We start from the raw sequence: 16,040 nt of genomic DNA, 5'->3' as shown, positions 1-16,040 counted from the left end.
GGCTCACTTTTGACTACTGACTTCACTTCTTCTTTCTTTTGTGCAGCTTTTACTACAGCCTTTACTGCTTTTACTACAGCCTCTTCTTTTTTCGCTACAGGTGCAACCTTTGTTTCTTTTTGCACTGGCTTCGTCTGTACTTCTTTTTGCACCGGCTTCATCTGTACTTCTTTTTGTACCGACTTCATCTGTACTTCTTTTTGCGGGGCTTGCTCAGCAGGTTTCTCTGATACAATGTCTGTTTTCATCTTTGGTTCTTCTTCCTCTTGTATAGAAAGAAGTTTTGGTTCTGCTGGAAATTCCTTCTGTTGTACTTCCTTCACGTATTCTTTTGGCTGTGCAGATCCAGATCCTGTATATTTAACAGGTATATCTGCAGATGGAACTTTTATTTTCATCCCTGGCATAATTAAATCTGGATTGCTAAGCTGAGCATTTACATTCTTTAGCTCTTCGAAATTCACGCCATACTTTTTGGCAATTTTCCAAAGTGTATCTCCTTTTTGGACAATATGAATTTTCAAATTTTCCCCCTCCTGTGCGACTTCTCTATGATAGAAACTGCACAATCAACACACAGTACCACTTCACAACAATGTATGCAAGCAACGATTTTTTTATGAGCAGGTGAAAAAGAAAAAGGAGACTCTGCATTGCTGCTCGCCTCCAACACAAATTCCGTTTTATTTTTATTACAATTCAAGCATGCGATGGAGAGCAAGCTTCGCATATTCTGCAACTTTTTTCTCTACTTCAATGACATTTACTACTTCATTTCGTTCCAATGACTCCAATGTCCATAACAGATGTGGCAAGTCAATACGGTTCATCGTTAAACAAGGGCACATGAACGGGTTTAACGACATAATCTGCTGAGTTGAATGCTGCTTTATTAACCGCTGAACTAAATTCATTTCAGTACCAATCGCCCATTTGCTGCCTGGAGGCGCCTGCGAAATCCTATCAATAATATATTTTGTGGAGCCAGCCTCATCAGATGCTGCTACCACTTCACGCGAACATTCCGGATGTACAATCACTACCATGTCCGGATATTGTTTTCGAATATATTCAACATTCTTTACGGTAAAATTTTGATGGACTGAACAATGTCCTTTCCAAAGAATAATTTGTATATCTTCGGCTCTTCCTTCATATTCTAACGTATCCGTATGCGGATCCCATACAGCCATCTTACTAAGCGGTACCCCTAAATCATAGGCGGTGTTTCTTCCTAAATGTTGATCTGGCAAAAACAATATACGCTCTTTTTGGGTAAATGCCCATGTTACCATTTCCTTAGCATTCGAAGAGGTTACGGTTGCTCCGCCGTTTCTACCGCAAAATGCCTTAATAGCAGCTGTTGAATTTACATAGGTTAACGGCAAAATCGTATCACCAAATACATTTTGTAACGACCGCCAAGCCCGTTCTGTTTGAAAGATGTCAGCCATATCAGCCATCGAACATCCCGCACGCATGTCTGGCAAAACAACAACCTGTTCATCTGTCGTTAAAATATCAGCCGTTTCTGCCATAAAGTGTACACCGCAAAAGACAATATATTTTGCCTTCTTGTTCTTTGCAGCAATCTGTGCAAGCTGAAGGGAATCACCTGTTGCATCTGCAAATTGGATAACTTCATCTTTTTGATAATGATGACCCGGAATAAAAAGTTTTTCCCCAAGTTTTTCTTTAATCTCAAAGACGCGCGCTTCCATTTCTTCCTGAGACATAAGACTATACCTTTGCGGAAGCATAAATTGCCCCATTTGATTCGCTTGTTCTAATATGCTCATGCCTTCACTCCCTCAATATTAAAACTTACATCAAGCGCTTGAACGGAATGAGTAAGCATACCAAGTGAAATATAATCAACACCTGTTTGTCTATACCCTTTTAAATTAGAAATAGTAATACCGCCCGATGCTTCTGTTATAATTTCCTTTGGTACCAAGCGACGAAATTCTTTTATCTCCTGCGGTGAACGGTTGTCAAACATAATGACATCTGCTCCTGCCTGTACTGCTTCTTGTACTTGTTCCTTCGTTTCCGTTTCTACCTCTATTTTCACCATATGCCCTAGCTGCTGCTTTACCATGGTAACTGCTTTCGTAATCGAGCCAGCAAATGCGATATGGTTGTCTTTAATCATAACCCCATCATACAAGCCAAATCGGTGATTATAACCCGATCCACATGTAACTGCGTATTTATCAAACATACGAAGACCTGGCATTGTTTTTCTCGTATCGCAAATACGTGTATGATCATCATCTAGCTGTTTTACTGCTTCATTTGTAGCCGTCGCAATTCCACTCATACGCTGAATCAAATTTAATATAACTCGTTCTCCTGTTAACAGCGCTACAATCGGTCCCTTCACCTTAGCAAGAATTTCCCCCTTGTGTACCTCTTCCCCGTCATGTTTATAAATTTCTATAGTAACCGAAGGATCAAGAAGTCGAAACCCTGTAGTAATAATGTCAGTTCCTGCTATAATTCCATCCTGTTTCATGAGAAATGTTCCCGTTGCCATGGAATTTCGAGGAAAAATGAGCTGAGATGTAACATCTCGCTCCCCCATATCTTCTAAAAAAAAAGATTCTAGTGCTTGTTTTAGTTTAATCGGGTTCATTGTTTCACACTCCCCTTCCTACACCAATTGATGATCCTTCTTTTTTTTGGACAATACTATTGGTTCATGAATTTGTTTCATCTTCGGATAATCGCTTCGATAATGTCCTCCGATACTTTCTTGTCGCTTTAGAGCAGAAGTTGTAATTAAATAGGCAACGGTCACCATGTTCACAATGGTTACTTCCTCATTTGAGAGAGATTCATGTATGGATACGTCTTTATACGGTGTAAGCCACTGTTTCATTGTAAGCAATCCTTCTTCATCTCTCACAATGCCTACATATTTCATCATCATCTGTTGAATCTCTTGTACAGTTGGTAAAATTACTTGTTTTCTTGTAATACTTTTACGTGCTTGTTCCTTCCTTGTTATTTCCTTACGCTGTCTTCGTAAGAAATCTCCAAGACGATGTCCAAACACAATTCCTTCTAACAAAGAATTGCTAGCGAGCCGGTTTGCACCATGAACACCATTACACGCTACTTCTCCCACCGCATATAATCCCGGAATCGATGTTTCTCCGTCTAGATTGGTATATACTCCGCCCATATGAAAATGAGCACCTGGTACGATTGGAATACGTTTTTTCGCAATCTCTACTCCATGTTCCTCACAAAGTGAAGTAATCGTAGGAAAGCGGGAGGAAAAATGAGCAATCATTGAAATGTCTAAATATACTTTTTCTCCGTTCATAATCTGTTGATGAATCGCACGGGCTACAATGTCTCTTGGAGCAAGATCTGCTAATGGATGAATACCTTGCATAAATCGTTCTCCTTTGGAATTCACCAAAATCGCTCCTTCTCCGCGAACTGCCTCAGACACTAAACCACAGGATTGATTGTTCACATAAAGCATCGTTGGATGAAATTGTACAAATTCCAAATCGGTTACTTCCGCACCGGCTCGGTACGCCATCGCAATCCCGTCCCCTGTAATTGTTTCATTATTAGAGCTAAAGGAGTAGAGGGAGCCTATCCCCCCCGTTGCTAGTACAGTGTACGGAGTATAATACACTTTAATCCTATTCTTTTGATCTCGCGTCAATACTCCGATACAAGCGCCGCCCTGAGTAACTAAATCGATTACCATTTCATTCTCTACAATTGTTACATTCCCTAAAACCTGTTTTCTAATATGGGTAAGGACATGCTTGCCTGTCGCATCCCCGCCAGCATGCAGTATACGGTTCGTACCATGTGCTCCTTCTTTACCAAGACTCAATCCCTTCTCATTTCGATCAAACTTCATACCATTTTCTATCAATTGAATCATTTCATTTGGTGCCTGCTCTACGAGATAGCTTACTGCCTCCCGGTTGTTATACTGACAACCTGCTTGGAGCGTATCATAGTAATGGTTCATCCAATGATCTGTAGGAGCGACCGCTGCGGCAATTCCTCCTTGGGCCATCCAAGAATTATTATCTTTTCTCGTTTTCTTTGTGATTATTATCACATTCTTTTCTTTGCAAATTTGCTTTGCCACACATAGAGCGGCAATACCACTGCCAATAATGAGAACGTCCGCATGTTGCATAGGTTCGCCTCCTGATTATATACACAACTGTCTTGACACCTATCTTTACATATTATTAAAATAATGACAAGAACTTTTTTAGATATGAATAAAAATACAAGTGCACAGGAATGGGGAGAATACTATTTGATTTATTTAGATTACGCAGCTACAACACCAATGTGCAAAGAAGCATTACAAACGTATCAACAAGCAAATATCGAATACTTTGGAAATGAACAAAGTTTACACGATACAGGCTCGCTTGCAGGTGCTCTGCTTCAGACCTGCCGAAAAAAACTTGCAACCTTCCTAAATGGAGAGAAAGAAGGAATTTTCTTCACGAGCGGCGGCTCTGAATCAAATATGATCGCTCTGCATTCCTTACTTTTAGCACATACGAAAAAAGGGAAGCATATACTTACGACTAAGATCGAACACGCCTCCATTCGTAACTATTTTCGCAAATTAGAGACACATGGATTTTCCATTACGTATATACCTGTTGATACATTCGGTTTAATCGATATGGTTGCACTTGAAAAGGCAATCCGAAGTGATACGGTTCTAGCAAGTATACAGCATGCAAATTCTGAGATTGGAACCATTCAAAGACTTACAGAAATCGGTTCATTATTGAAAAAGCATGATATACTATTTCATACAGATTGTGTGCAAACATTTGGAAAAATTCCAATTGATGTAGAGAAAATGAATATAGATTCCTTATCCATTTCTGCCCATAAACTATATGGTCCAAAAGGGGTTGGAGCCTGCTACATGAATCCAAATATACATTGGAAGCCCGTATGGGAAGGTACTTCTCATGAACATGGATTTCGGCCTGGCACGGTCAATGTTCCAGGTATTTCCTCATTTTTAACAGCTGCTGAAATCATGATAAATAAGCAAAAAGAGGAAGCCAAACGGATTGAAACGTTACGACAACTATTTTGTGAAGGCCTTTGTAACATTTCTCATTCTATTTCCATAGAGGGGCACCCTACGTTGCACCTTCCAAATGTCGTCGGCATTACAATCGAGGGCATAGAAGGACAATATACAATGCTAGAATGCAATCGAAATGGAATTGCCATATCAACCGGCAGTGCTTGTCATAGTCATAAGCAAGAGCCATCCCAAACAATGCTTGCTATTGGCAAAAGTCATGAGAAAGCCAAACAATTTGTACGATTTTCATTTGGAACTCATACAACCGAACAGCATATACAAATTACACTTGAAGTAATCGATAAGATGATTCATCAATTTTCTGGAGGCGCTGTTGTACCATGAACGATATGAATAAAAAGAAAATTTTAGGGGAAGAGCGGAGAACCTTTATATTAGAATGCTTACTTAACGCAAATAAGCCTCTATCGGGCAGTGAATTATCAAAAAAAACCCATGTAAGTAGGCAAGTGATTGTACAAGACATCTCATTGCTGAAGGCAAGAAATGAACCGATTATTGCAACATCACAAGGATATATATATATGAAATCTCAAGCAATGCAGCCTAGCTTTGAAAGAGTAATTGCATGTATGCATCCACCCGAACGCGTGCAAGAAGAATTAACGATTATTGTCGATCACGGTGTTACGGTGGAGGATGTAAAGGTGGAGCACCCCATTTACGGTGATTTAACAGCTCTCATTATGGTAAGCAATCGCCATGAGGTCGAGCAATATATGAAGAAAGTATATGCTACAAAGGCATCCTACCTATTACAGCTAACCGGAGGCATTCATCTCCATACAATCAAAGCAGATTCTGTTCAGAAGCTTGATAGCGTGTGTCTTGCCCTAGAAAAGGCTAATATTTTGTTAGAAGAATAAGGAGAGTGACCGAAAGGGGGAACTCTCCTTATTCTTGGTTACACTCGTTCTTATTCATAGCAAGGGTAATGACCAAGAGACGATACTTGGTATCCTAAAGCCTCTAGCTCTAGTTTTGCATTTGGCAATAAAATCGAGTCAAACGGTCCTTCAACATCAATTAAGAAGAAATAATTGCCGAGTCCTGTTTTCACCGGTCTCGATTCAATTTTACTTAAATTTAGTTTTCTCCATGCAAATGCTGCGAGAACTTGATACAAAGCTCCTGCATAATCAGAAGGCATCGTAATCATCAGCGTTGTTTTCTCCCCTTGCTTCTGTCCATGAAAGGCAAGTTCCTCATTTTTCTGTTTATGTAACACGATAAACTTTGTACGATTGTTTTGATACGTATGAATATCCTTTTGTACAGCAACAAGTCCATACTTTTCAGCCGCTAATTCATTTGCGATTGCAGCAATTGAATATTCGGGATGCTCCATTACATACTGAGCGGCCGCACTCGTGCTATTCATTTCCTCCAAACGAGCCTCTTTAACATGGGTGTTCAAAAACTTATGGCACTGTGCTAAAGCATGCGGATGTGAATAAACAACTTCGGTATCTTTCCACGTCACTTCACGGCTTGGATGTACAAGCAAATGCTGCCGCACCGGAATCGTAATCTCTCCAACAATGTAAAGGGATTGCTCATGAATTAAATAATCAATGGTAATATTCACCGATCCTTCAATAGCATTTTCAAGTGGTACGACTGCAAAATCTATAGCCCCGTCTGCTACCGCATCCATACAGTCCGGAATGGTTGCATACGGAATGCGATCAGCTTCTGGAAACTGGCGATTCACCGCCATATGCGTAAATGTTGCCTCTGGTCCTAAATATCCTACACGATACGTCATGAATTTCTCTCCTCTAATTGGTATGTTTCTAGTTATAACATGAAGTAGTCGTTTCTACTATAATAAATTCGAATATTCTTACAAAAAAAGATTAAATAAAAAAGCCGCTTGTATAAACAAGCAGCCTCAGTCGATAAATTCAAATTCATATTCTAAAATTCGAACGGTATTTCCATTTTTGGCTCCGCGCTCGCGAAGTGCTTCATCAATACCCATCCCTCGCAACTGGCGGGCAAATCGACGAACAGACTCATCACGTGTAAAGTCTGTCATTTTAAATAATTTCTCTAGTTCTTGTCCGCTCACATCGAAAGATCCATCACTTTGCTTCGTAATGTGAAAATCAACCGGCTTCTTTTCAAACTTATACATAACTGTTGATGGAGCCTCTTCAATTTCTTCCAGCGGAAACTGAGGTGTAGTCTCTAATAAATTAGCGATTGCAAAGAGTAAATCACGTACACCGTGTCTTGTCACCGCAGAAATCGGAAAAATTTGTGCATTCGTATTTAATTTTTCTTTAAATACTTTTAAATTTTCTTCAGCATCAGGCATATCCATTTTATTTGCAACAATAAGTTGCGGACGTTCTGTTAGACGAAGATTATATTCGGATAACTCTTTGTTAATGGTTACATAGTCCTCGTACGGATCTCTTCCTTCCATAGCGGACATATCTATGACATGCACAATTACGCGAGTACGTTCAATATGACGTAAAAATTGATGTCCAAGGCCAACTCCTTCATGAGCGCCTTCGATAAGCCCTGGAAGATCCGCCATAACAAAACTGCGTCCATCTTCAGTTTCCACTACCCCTAAATTCGGTACAATCGTAGTAAAATGATACTCTGCTATTTTCGGACGAGCCGAAGATACTACCGAAAGAAGCGTAGACTTCCCTACACTTGGAAATCCTACTAACCCTACATCTGCGAGTACTTTTAGCTCAAGAATAATATTACGCTCTTGCCCTGGTTCCCCGTTTTCTGCGATTTCCGGTGCAGGGTTTGCAGGAGAAGCAAATCGAATGTTTCCTCGGCCTCCTCGGCCTGCTTTTGCGATAATTGCTTTTTGTCCGTGTGTAACTAAATCGGCAATGACAACTCCTGTATCCTCATCAGACACAATCGTGCCAGGCGGAACTTTAACAATCATATCCTCTGCATTTCTACCATGCTGTCCTTTGCCCATACCATGTTCGCCGCGTGGCGCTTTAAAATGATGTTGATAACGGAAATCCATTAATGTTCGCAAGCCTTCTTCGACAACGAATACAACATTTCCGCCTTTTCCGCCATCTCCGCCTGCTGGGCCACCCATGGGAACATACTTTTCACGACGAAAGGCCACCATGCCATTACCGCCGTCTCCGCCCTTTACAAATACTTTAACTCGATCTACGAACATACCTTCACCACTCTTTCCTATTCGATTGGTTGCATTTCAATGCAAATTTCTTCATGTTGTATCGAATATATAAAATTATTTTGCTCTTCTTTACACTTTATAAGCCAACATTCTATCGCATGAGTATCGAGTAGCTTACCTCGAAAATCAAAATAAATCTTTGTCTCTTCAGCTTCTTGCTCTACGGTTACAGATAGATGATTTTCAGTGTGATGATCCAATGAACGATGCAACAGGTAGAAAAATTGTTCTGTCCACGTTGTCAAAGGTTGATCTAGATGGGTAAGAGGTAGTTGTTCTTCTCCAAGTACTTCAAAATCTAATTCACAAGGAGGAGAATTCCAACTATAGGTGAGTAATAGCTCTGCAAAAAGAGGCATTTTCAAATTTATGAGACGTGCTTCCTGTTGTGCTTCTCCTACGAATTCTTCGATTAGCTCGTGTACTCGATCTACCCCGCCAAGGGAAAGATGAGATTTCACTAATTGTAGTCGATTAAGCCAATCATGACGTGAATGTCTAAGAGCATCCACAACCGTCCATTTTTTGTCCATGCTACTACCCCTTTAATATAGAAAAACTCTAACCTGCACCCAGGTTAGAGTTTTCCGTGAGTTTCATTATGCTTCTTGAGGATATACACTCACTTGCTTGCGATCACGGCCTAGACGCTCGAAGCGTACAACACCGTCAGTCGTTGCAAAAAGAGTATCATCTCCGCCACGGCCAACGTTAACTCCTGGATAAATTTTCGTACCACGTTGGCGGAAGAGAATGCTTCCTCCTGTTACGAATTGTCCATCAGCACGTTTAGCACCAAGACGTTTGGAATTAGAATCACGACCGTTCTTTGTACTACCTACCCCTTTTTTAGAGGAGAAGAATTGAAGATTCAATCTTAACATCTATTACACCTCCTATATCATTTCATGAATTTGAATATACTTGCCGTAGTCTAACTCAATAGTTTTTAGCGAAACAAGCATACCCTCTAAGAGCAATTGTGCCCTTTGAAACGTATCGCTGTCTAGCTTAGGCAATGTGTATAGTAAGTAACCGCCGTCTTTACCAAGGTTTACTCTCGCCTTCACACCACAAAGTGCTTCAATCGCATTGATTGATCCAAACACGACAGCAGATGCACCAGCACAAACAATGTCTTGTCCGTGCTTTGCAAAATCGGCATGTCCAGTCATTTCAAACGATTTAATACCATCTGCAGTGCGATTGATTGTAACTTTAATCATATCAAACTTACGCGTTGATTGCTTCGATTACAAGCTTCGTATAAGGTTGACGATGTCCTTGCTTTTTGCGGTTGTTCTTTTTCGCTTTGTATTTGAAAACGATAATTTTCTTAGCGCGACCTTGTTTTTCAACTTTCGCTGTAACTGTTGCACCTTCCACAACAGGGCTACCTACTTTCGTAGTTTCACCACCAACGAAAAGAACTTTGTCGAATGTTACTGTTTCACCAGCTTCTACATCAAGTTTTTCAACGTAGATTGCTTGACCTGCTTCAACTTTAAGTTGTTTACCACCAGTTTCAATAATTGCGTACATATTTGCACCTCCTCTTAATTACTCAGACTCGCCAAAAATAAGGTAGACTTTCGTCTTTGCAAACCCATTTTGTGCGGTTGTAGTATATAGCGAAATGGGTGCTATAAACTATAACATGAAAATACTATCACGAAAGCATAGTGATGTCAACAAAGACTATTTGTTTTTCCGCTCTTCTATTTCATGCTTTGTACCAAACAAACGAACCTGATACATGTGAACTTCATTCGTTACAAAGGAGACCTCAACCGATAAAACCTGATTAAGTTGTAGCTTACGAAATTGTTCCTGTAAGTCAGAGGAAGCTTCAACTAATACCGCTTCATAATCTGAATCTTTATATTGTAGCAACTCACGCTGCAATTGATAAGCAGCCGTACTCGGAGCAAGTGCAAATCCATTGTTACAGCATATACAAGGAGCAAGAATATAATCGCGAAGTGATTTTTTCTTGCGTTTTCTTGTCATCTCTAAAATACCGAGTGCAGTAAAAGAAAAAACACGGGTAGTTGTACTATCCTTTTTAAGGGCAGCTATAAGAGCTCGCTTCACTTGCTCTTTACTCGATTCTTCCTTCATATTTATAAAATCAATAGCAATCATTCCACCAATATCACGAATTCGCAACTGCCTAGCTATTTCAGTTGCAGCATGCAAGTTTGTTTGCAGGATTGTATCTGTTTGCTCCATCTTCCCTGTATATTTACCTGTATTCACATCAATAACTGTCATCGTTTCCATTTGTTCAATAAGGAGGTAGGCACCGTTCTCAAGCCACACAACTTTTTTAACGGCCTGTTCCAACTGTTGCTCAATATGAAAATAATCAAATAGAGACTGTTTGTCCTTATATAAGATTGCCTTTTCTTTGCCTACTTGTCTTACCACATCTTTATACACCGAGGAATCATCTACATAGATTGTGGAAATCGTATGAGAAGGTATTTGCTTCAGAACACGGTCAAGAAAGGACTGAGAAGAGTGAACGAGCGCAGGTATATTTCCATTATAATGTACTTTACTTTCATAGATTTCCTTTAATTTTTCAACTTCCATTCTTACAGTAGAAAGCGAAGATTCCTTACAAGCTGTTCGAAAAATTAATCCTCCACCAAGCTTTGTTCCAAGCTCCTGTAGCTCATTTCGCTTAGAAGCATCTTCAATATTTCTAGAAATAGCAACCATAGGATCTGTAGTCATGTAAACGACATACTTACCTGTCAATTCAATCTTTGTAGTCAGTTTAGGTCCCTTTTGATCTACTGCATTCTTTATAACTTGTACGAGCAAGGATTGTCCTTGCTGAACAAGCTGTGAAATAGGCTGCCCATTTCCTAATGCAATATCATCACGGTGCAAGTATGCTTGCTTGTCCATACCAATGTCTACAAAGGCTGCCTGCATACCCGGTAGCACGCGTGTTATCCTTGCTTGGTACAAATTACCAACAATTTCATCATCATCTGGTCGATGGAAGAAAAATTCTACAATCTTTCCCTCTTCCTCTAACGCAATTCGTTTTTCTGCTCCTACCATATTCATATATAACGTTCGCATGTATGATTCCCCACTTTATGTATTTCGCAAGACAGGTAAAGAATGGATCCCTTACCTGTCTCTATCCTTCTTTCTAACAGACTATCCAATCAGTTCCCCTACAGAGGAACGAGTTCGTTTCTCCGAAAAGTAAGCATATAGTAGTTCATTTTCGTCTAATATATACTGCCTATCCTTTCCCTTAATAATAACAGAATGTTTATAACCTCGGCGAAATTTCATGAATACTGCAAATAGTGGATCACTTTTATTTGCCGAAATGGAGGTAATGCTACGAAGGGTTGTTGCTTTATTATAATACCTTTCAAGCAGAAACCGTAAAAATGCATAAGGCTGCTGTTTCCACTCATGATACAATGAAATAAGTAAAAAAACGAGCATCGTCCACATTGTAATATTTGTTTTGTTCCATAGCAAGCCGCCTAAAATGCAAAGGGTAACAAATATGACTGACGTAACTAACATCATACGATGCGCTTGTATATACGATGTCCCCATTGAATAGATACAAAACAAAAGTTTTCCTCCGTCCAATGGCCAAACAGGGAGAAAATTAATGAAAAAAATAGATAAATTATTCCATAAAAAAAAGGTGTATGCACTCTCACTCATCCAACCATTTTCATGTAAAATATATGCGAGAAGCACCATCCAAATATGCTGAACTGGCCCTGCCAAAATGACTATGACCTCTTCCTTAATTGGTTTATTCCCATGTTCCTCCATTTCAGCTACGCCGCCAAAAGGCAAAAGTTGAATTCTTCGAATACGCCAATTATAATGTGTAGCCGCAGATGCATGGCCTAATTCATGAAAAAAAACAATCAAAAAAAGGACCATTAATTCTTTAAAATGCGCCGTCCATACACCAATACAAATAACACCCCAAAATAAAGGATGAATCGAAAATTTACGAAACATACCCTCATATTTATTCAAAGGAAATCACCTGAATCGGATCGATAAATTTTTCATTTTTCTTCATAGCGAAGTAGAAATTGCCTGTTTTCCCATTTGCATCATTTTGAACAACACCAATTTTTTGTTGCTTTTTTACAGAATCGTATACAGAAACAGACATTTGTGATAAATTACCATACCAAGACTCTGTTCCATCACTATGCTGCACAATAATTGTATTTCCAAGGTCTGATTTTTTCCCAACGAAAATTGCCACACCTTCATCAACCACATCAACAACCGCATTACTACTTGTTTGCACAAGAACTCCTTGACCATTAGATTTGAACGTTTGCAATACCTTTCCCGAAGCAGGAACTGCATATGTAGCTGTACTATCCTTAATTTCAGAGGAAGGGAGAAAGGTTAGTGGTTTACCAAACTGCTGTTCATACCACTTGGAAACAGATGCAAACTGAAATTCCTCCTGCATTGTCGATTTTATCGTATTACGTACTTCCTGAAGAGAAGGGGAGGAATTCTTCATTACTATGGCCGTTCCGAGTACGAGAATAGAGGAAAATAATACTTTCATAAAAAATATTTCTTTTCGAAACAGGGGATGTTCCTGTGAATGTTCTTCAGCAGGAAGGGAAATTGGCTCATCAACAGGCAAAACGAATTTCTCTACTTCTTGCCAAGATGGAACATGTTGCCTCTCAGCCTTTCGTTTGGCAATTTGTTTTCGAATTTGATCCAGTTGCTTTTTTTTCATTTCGTCCCCATCCTCTACTAGTTCTTTGTACATATGTATGAGTTGTCCGAACGAGATATGCACGTAAGAAAAGCAGACAAAATACACTTTGTCTGCTTTTTTGAGGCAACCCTATTCTACTATCTAACAAAGATCCTACAATTATAAAGAACTTATTTTAAGCCGAAGAAATGTCGAACTTTTGTTATAACACTTGCCTTATCTGCATCAAGGGATTGCAGGGGAACTGATTCTCCTAGTAAACGTCTTGCAATGTTTCGATAGGCAATGGCAGCTTTTCCTGTTGGGTACAAAGCAACAGGCTCTCCTGTGTTTGTTGCCTTGATGACTAAATCATCATCTTCCACAACACCAATGAGTTCAATGGAAAGGGTTCTAACAATCTCATCTACATCAAGCATTTCATGATTCTTTAACATATGGCCACGAACTCGGTTAATAATTAGCTTAGGGGGTTCAATATCTTCTGTTTCGAGCAAACCAATAATACGGTCTGCATCACGCATAGATGATACTTCTGGAGTGGTGACAACAATTGCTTTATCTGCCCCCGCAATAGCATTTTTAAACCCTTGTTCGATTCCAGCTGGACAATCAATAAGTATGTAATCAAAATCTTGGCGCAATTCATTAATAATTTCTTTGATTTGTTCAGGATTTACAGCTGTTTTATCACTTGTTTGAGCTGCAGGTAATAGATACAAATCATCAAATCGTTTGTCCTTAATTAACGCTTGTGGCAAACGGCAAGTGCCTTCTACAACATTTACAAGATCAAAAACAATTCGATTTTCAAGTCCCATTACCACGTCTAAGTTTCGAAGTCCAATATCCGTGTCAACCAAGCACACTTTTTTACCAGATATAGCTAGAGCAGTCCCAAGATTTGCTGATGTCGTTGTTTTTCCGACTCCGCCTTTTCCAGATGTAATTACAATTGCCTCTCCCACAGCTAACTAATTCCCCTTTCTAGCCTAGTTAAATTCGGTCTAAGATGAGTAAGAAGCTGGATGCGTCCAACGACTAGTTGATTGTTTTGATTAATGTAGGCGCATTCCATTTCATGTCCGCTATCCGTAGCGTCTATTGAATGATTCAAAACATCATCAATTTTAATTTGTAGTGGTTTCATAACAGATGCAGCAATAATTGCTTTTCTATTCCCATAATAGCCTGCATGTGCTGATCCACGTAGTGCCCCAATGATAAAAATATTTCCTCCCGCCAGAACCTTTCCACCAGGATTAACATCACCAATTAAAAGAAGATCACCTTGTACTTCTAATGTTTGTCCGGAACGAATGACCCTTGTTACAGACGTAATTTCCGTCTCTCTTTTCCACTCTAATGCTTGTTCCTTTGTTACAACTTCACTTTCAATTGTACCAACAACAAGACTTTTTTTATTACGAATTAAGGTTCTTAAATCTTCTTCTTGGCGTGGCGTTACATATCGATTTCCCACTTTCACCTGCACTTCAATGAGCGGACGCTCTCCGCTAGCATAATGACTAGTTGAAAGTTTATCATCAATTTCTTGCAATAGTTCCTGAAAGGAGCAGGAATCATCAAGATGTAAAGTAAGTCCATCTTTCGTTCCCTTTATCGTTACGTATTGCTGCTTACGTTCCATCACCAACACTCACCCCAACGATTTAATTCGACATATAATAAGATAATCCTTCTTTATTAGTCCTCTACGGAATTAAGAAGGCGTAAAATATATTTTCGCAATGGAAAACAAAAAATAACTAAAAAAATAAGATTTAAAAGTAGAGTTGGAAGAAATCTTTCTGTAAAAAATACATTGGCCGATAAATCTGTTCGCCCTATTAATAGTAAAAAGCCATACACATAGTACTCCAGCACGCCAACACTAACAAGAACGAGTGTGGAAACAATAAATAGGTTCACTTGGAGTATTCGCATCGCATTGGCAACCAAATATGCAAAAAGTGGAAATGCAAATAAATACATTCCTATTAGTTCTGTATATACAATATCAACAATAAATCCGAATAGCAATGAAAATAAGATACCATTCGTAGAATTATAGTATACTACGATAAATAACAGTATAATAAATAGAAAATGAGGAGCAGCTATACTTTTTTCTCCAAAAAGATTACTTGGTACAAAAGTAGAAAATACATTTTCTAATGCAAAAGCAATAAGGAGAAGAAAAGGAAGAATCAGTTTTTTCATTGTATTCTTCCCCCTACTTCAATTGATCTGACGATGGCATCGTTCGTTTTGCAACAATGACATTATCGATATTATTAAAATCAGCTTCTGGCTTAACATATGCAGTTTGTGTTAAACCGTAGTCATCTGGTGTTACATCTACAATTTTACCAATAACCAATCCCTTTGGAAATATCCCACCGTAGCCAGATGTTACAACATACTGATCTTTTTTCACATTTGAATTCGAAGGGATTTTTGTAAAAACAAGTGCTTGTTTATCTTTATCATATCCTTCAATTAATCCAAATATTGTTTGATCCTCTTGTACGACAGCTGAAATACGATTCGTGCGTGTAACGGAGCTAAGTAATTCTACTGTAGAAGTAAATTGTGAAACACTTTTTACTTTTCCAATCAAACCTTTATCAGTAATTACGGCCATATCTTTTTGAACGCCTTGTTGGGCTCCTTTATCAATTGCTACCAAGTCATACCATTTATCTGGATTACGACCAATAACAGTAGCTTGTAAAGGATCTAAATAGCTTAGAGAATCCTTTTTCCCCAGTATTGCACGCAACTCTTCATTTTCCTTTGATAGCGTTCCTACTTTGGAAGAAAGCTCAGCATATTTATCAAGCTTTGCTTTTAACGCCTTATTTTCTTCATATGTAACCTTAATATCTTCTACATTCTGAAAGAAGCCCGCAACATATTGTGCGGGTTTCTCGAATACCCTTTGCACAACC

The 16,040-nt window shown here is 39.0% G+C and carries 19 protein-coding genes and 1 other annotated feature; of the genes, 2 read left to right on the top strand and 17 right to left on the bottom strand.

What is annotated here, in order from left to right:
* The 4 genes from safA to nadB all read right to left on the bottom strand — a co-directional run.
* Window positions 1-524, bottom strand: a 524-nt coding sequence (safA, locus tag AC11ZT_RS11070; RefSeq protein WP_484059647.1) for a SafA/ExsA family spore coat assembly protein, incomplete at its 3' end; no start/stop codon positions are given.
* 168 nt (window positions 525-692) lie between these two features.
* Window positions 693-1,799, bottom strand: a complete 1,107-nt coding sequence (gene nadA / locus AC11ZT_RS11065) for a quinolinate synthase NadA (RefSeq protein ID WP_484059646.1) — start codon at window positions 1,797-1,799, stop codon at window positions 693-695.
* Window positions 1,796-2,638, bottom strand: coding sequence for a carboxylating nicotinate-nucleotide diphosphorylase (nadC, locus tag AC11ZT_RS11060; RefSeq protein ID WP_484059645.1), 843 nt, complete (start codon window positions 2,636-2,638; stop codon window positions 1,796-1,798). The genes nadA and nadC overlap by 4 nt, the downstream gene beginning before the upstream one ends.
* 18 nt (window positions 2,639-2,656) lie before the next feature.
* The gene (gene nadB, locus AC11ZT_RS11055) at window positions 2,657-4,180 is read right to left on the bottom strand and encodes an L-aspartate oxidase (RefSeq protein WP_484059644.1); all 1,524 of its coding nucleotides are present in this window, start codon (window positions 4,178-4,180) and stop codon (window positions 2,657-2,659) included.
* Between the two features lie 126 nt (window positions 4,181-4,306).
* Here nadB and AC11ZT_RS11050 point away from each other — a divergent pair, with 126 nt between their 5' ends.
* Both AC11ZT_RS11050 and AC11ZT_RS11045 read left to right on the top strand, forming a co-directional pair.
* The gene (locus tag AC11ZT_RS11050; protein WP_484059643.1) at window positions 4,307-5,455 is read left to right on the top strand and encodes an IscS subfamily cysteine desulfurase; all 1,149 of its coding nucleotides are present in this window, start codon (window positions 4,307-4,309) and stop codon (window positions 5,453-5,455) included.
* Window positions 5,452-5,997, top strand: a complete 546-nt coding sequence (locus AC11ZT_RS11045; protein ID WP_484059642.1) for a 3H domain-containing protein — start codon at window positions 5,452-5,454, stop codon at window positions 5,995-5,997. Before AC11ZT_RS11050 ends, AC11ZT_RS11045 begins: the two co-directional genes overlap by 4 nt.
* A 50-nt stretch (window positions 5,998-6,047) precedes the next feature.
* Here AC11ZT_RS11045 and pheA read toward each other — a convergent pair whose 3' ends face one another.
* From pheA to mreC, 13 genes are all read right to left on the bottom strand, one after another.
* Entirely contained in the window at window positions 6,048-6,899 is an 852-nt protein-coding gene (gene pheA, locus AC11ZT_RS11040) for a prephenate dehydratase (protein WP_484059641.1), read from the bottom strand.
* Window positions 6,900-7,025: 126 nt separating this feature from the next.
* Window positions 7,026-8,309 carry a GTPase ObgE gene (obgE, locus tag AC11ZT_RS11035; protein WP_484059640.1) on the bottom strand — a complete coding sequence of 428 codons (1,284 nt, stop codon included), beginning with the start codon at window positions 8,307-8,309 and terminating at the stop codon, window positions 7,026-7,028.
* A 17-nt stretch (window positions 8,310-8,326) separates the two neighbouring features.
* Complete coding sequence (locus AC11ZT_RS11030) at window positions 8,327-8,863, bottom strand: Spo0B C-terminal domain-containing protein (RefSeq protein WP_484059639.1); 537 nt, start codon at window positions 8,861-8,863, stop codon at window positions 8,327-8,329.
* Between the two features lie 66 nt (window positions 8,864-8,929).
* On the bottom strand, window positions 8,930-9,214 hold the full coding sequence (gene rpmA, locus AC11ZT_RS11025) for a 50S ribosomal protein L27 (RefSeq protein WP_379965845.1): 285 nt from the start codon (window positions 9,212-9,214) through the stop codon (window positions 8,930-8,932).
* Between the two features lie 12 nt (window positions 9,215-9,226).
* Entirely contained in the window at window positions 9,227-9,556 is a 330-nt protein-coding gene (locus AC11ZT_RS11020) for a ribosomal-processing cysteine protease Prp (protein ID WP_484059638.1), read from the bottom strand.
* Between the two features lie 7 nt (window positions 9,557-9,563).
* The gene (rplU, locus tag AC11ZT_RS11015; RefSeq protein ID WP_484059637.1) at window positions 9,564-9,872 is read right to left on the bottom strand and encodes a 50S ribosomal protein L21; all 309 of its coding nucleotides are present in this window, start codon (window positions 9,870-9,872) and stop codon (window positions 9,564-9,566) included.
* A 14-nt stretch (window positions 9,873-9,886) separates the two neighbouring features.
* Window positions 9,887-9,961: a sequence feature (ribosomal protein L21 leader region), on the bottom strand.
* Between the two features lie 67 nt (window positions 9,962-10,028).
* Window positions 10,029-11,429 (bottom strand): Rne/Rng family ribonuclease, encoded by a 1,401-nt coding sequence (locus AC11ZT_RS11010; RefSeq protein WP_484059636.1) that lies wholly within the window; start codon window positions 11,427-11,429, stop codon window positions 10,029-10,031.
* Window positions 11,430-11,510: 81 nt separating this feature from the next.
* Window positions 11,511-12,368 (bottom strand): M50 family metallopeptidase, encoded by an 858-nt coding sequence (locus AC11ZT_RS11005; protein ID WP_484059635.1) that lies wholly within the window; start codon window positions 12,366-12,368, stop codon window positions 11,511-11,513.
* A complete protein-coding gene (locus tag AC11ZT_RS11000) occupies window positions 12,361-13,104 on the bottom strand; it encodes a peptidoglycan DD-metalloendopeptidase family protein (protein ID WP_484059634.1) in 744 nt (247 codons plus the stop codon). Before AC11ZT_RS11000 ends, AC11ZT_RS11005 begins: the two co-directional genes overlap by 8 nt.
* Window positions 13,105-13,256: 152 nt before the next feature.
* Window positions 13,257-14,054 (bottom strand): septum site-determining protein MinD, encoded by a 798-nt coding sequence (gene minD, locus AC11ZT_RS10995; protein ID WP_484059633.1) that lies wholly within the window; start codon window positions 14,052-14,054, stop codon window positions 13,257-13,259.
* 2 nt (window positions 14,055-14,056) lie between these two features.
* The gene (minC, locus tag AC11ZT_RS10990) at window positions 14,057-14,740 is read right to left on the bottom strand and encodes a septum site-determining protein MinC (protein ID WP_484059632.1); all 684 of its coding nucleotides are present in this window, start codon (window positions 14,738-14,740) and stop codon (window positions 14,057-14,059) included.
* Between the two features lie 53 nt (window positions 14,741-14,793).
* A complete protein-coding gene (gene mreD / locus AC11ZT_RS10985; RefSeq protein WP_484059631.1) occupies window positions 14,794-15,309 on the bottom strand; it encodes a rod shape-determining protein MreD in 516 nt (171 codons plus the stop codon).
* A gap of 13 nt (window positions 15,310-15,322) precedes the next feature.
* Window positions 15,323-16,040: rod shape-determining protein MreC (mreC, locus tag AC11ZT_RS10980; protein WP_484059630.1), on the bottom strand; the 718-nt coding region annotated here is incomplete at its 5' end.

The organism is Ectobacillus sp., assembly GCF_056992975.1.
The sequence above is the reverse complement of the archived record's forward strand: the minus strand, read 5'-3'. Positions and strand labels throughout refer to the sequence as shown.

What these genes read in the sequence shown, in the direction of transcription:
- nadA (WP_484059646.1), bottom strand. Translation starts at nt 1,799, where the DNA reads ATGAGCATATTAGAACAAGCGAATCAAATGGGGCAATTTATGCTTCCG.
- nadC (WP_484059645.1), bottom strand. Translation starts at nt 2,638, where the DNA reads ATGAACCCGATTAAACTAAAACAAGCACTAGAATCTTTTTTTTTAGAA.
- nadB (WP_484059644.1), bottom strand. Translation starts at nt 4,180, where the DNA reads ATGCAACATGCGGACGTTCTCATTATTGGCAGTGGTATTGCCGCTCTA.
- AC11ZT_RS11045 (WP_484059642.1), top strand. Translation starts at nt 5,452, where the DNA reads ATGAACGATATGAATAAAAAGAAAATTTTAGGGGAAGAGCGGAGAACC.
- pheA (WP_484059641.1), bottom strand. Translation starts at nt 6,899, where the DNA reads ATGACGTATCGTGTAGGATATTTAGGACCAGAGGCAACATTTACGCAT.
- obgE (WP_484059640.1), bottom strand. Translation starts at nt 8,309, where the DNA reads ATGTTCGTAGATCGAGTTAAAGTATTTGTAAAGGGCGGAGACGGCGGT.
- AC11ZT_RS11030 (WP_484059639.1), bottom strand. Translation starts at nt 8,863, where the DNA reads ATGGACAAAAAATGGACGGTTGTGGATGCTCTTAGACATTCACGTCAT.
- rpmA (WP_379965845.1), bottom strand. Translation starts at nt 9,214, where the DNA reads ATGTTAAGATTGAATCTTCAATTCTTCTCCTCTAAAAAAGGGGTAGGT.
- AC11ZT_RS11020 (WP_484059638.1), bottom strand. Translation starts at nt 9,556, where the DNA reads ATGATTAAAGTTACAATCAATCGCACTGCAGATGGTATTAAATCGTTT.
- rplU (WP_484059637.1), bottom strand. Translation starts at nt 9,872, where the DNA reads ATGTACGCAATTATTGAAACTGGTGGTAAACAACTTAAAGTTGAAGCA.
- AC11ZT_RS11010 (WP_484059636.1), bottom strand. Translation starts at nt 11,429, where the DNA reads ATGCGAACGTTATATATGAATATGGTAGGAGCAGAAAAACGAATTGCG.
- AC11ZT_RS11000 (WP_484059634.1), bottom strand. Translation starts at nt 13,104, where the DNA reads ATGAAAAAAAAGCAACTGGATCAAATTCGAAAACAAATTGCCAAACGA.
- mreD (WP_484059631.1), bottom strand. Translation starts at nt 15,309, where the DNA reads ATGAAAAAACTGATTCTTCCTTTTCTTCTCCTTATTGCTTTTGCATTA.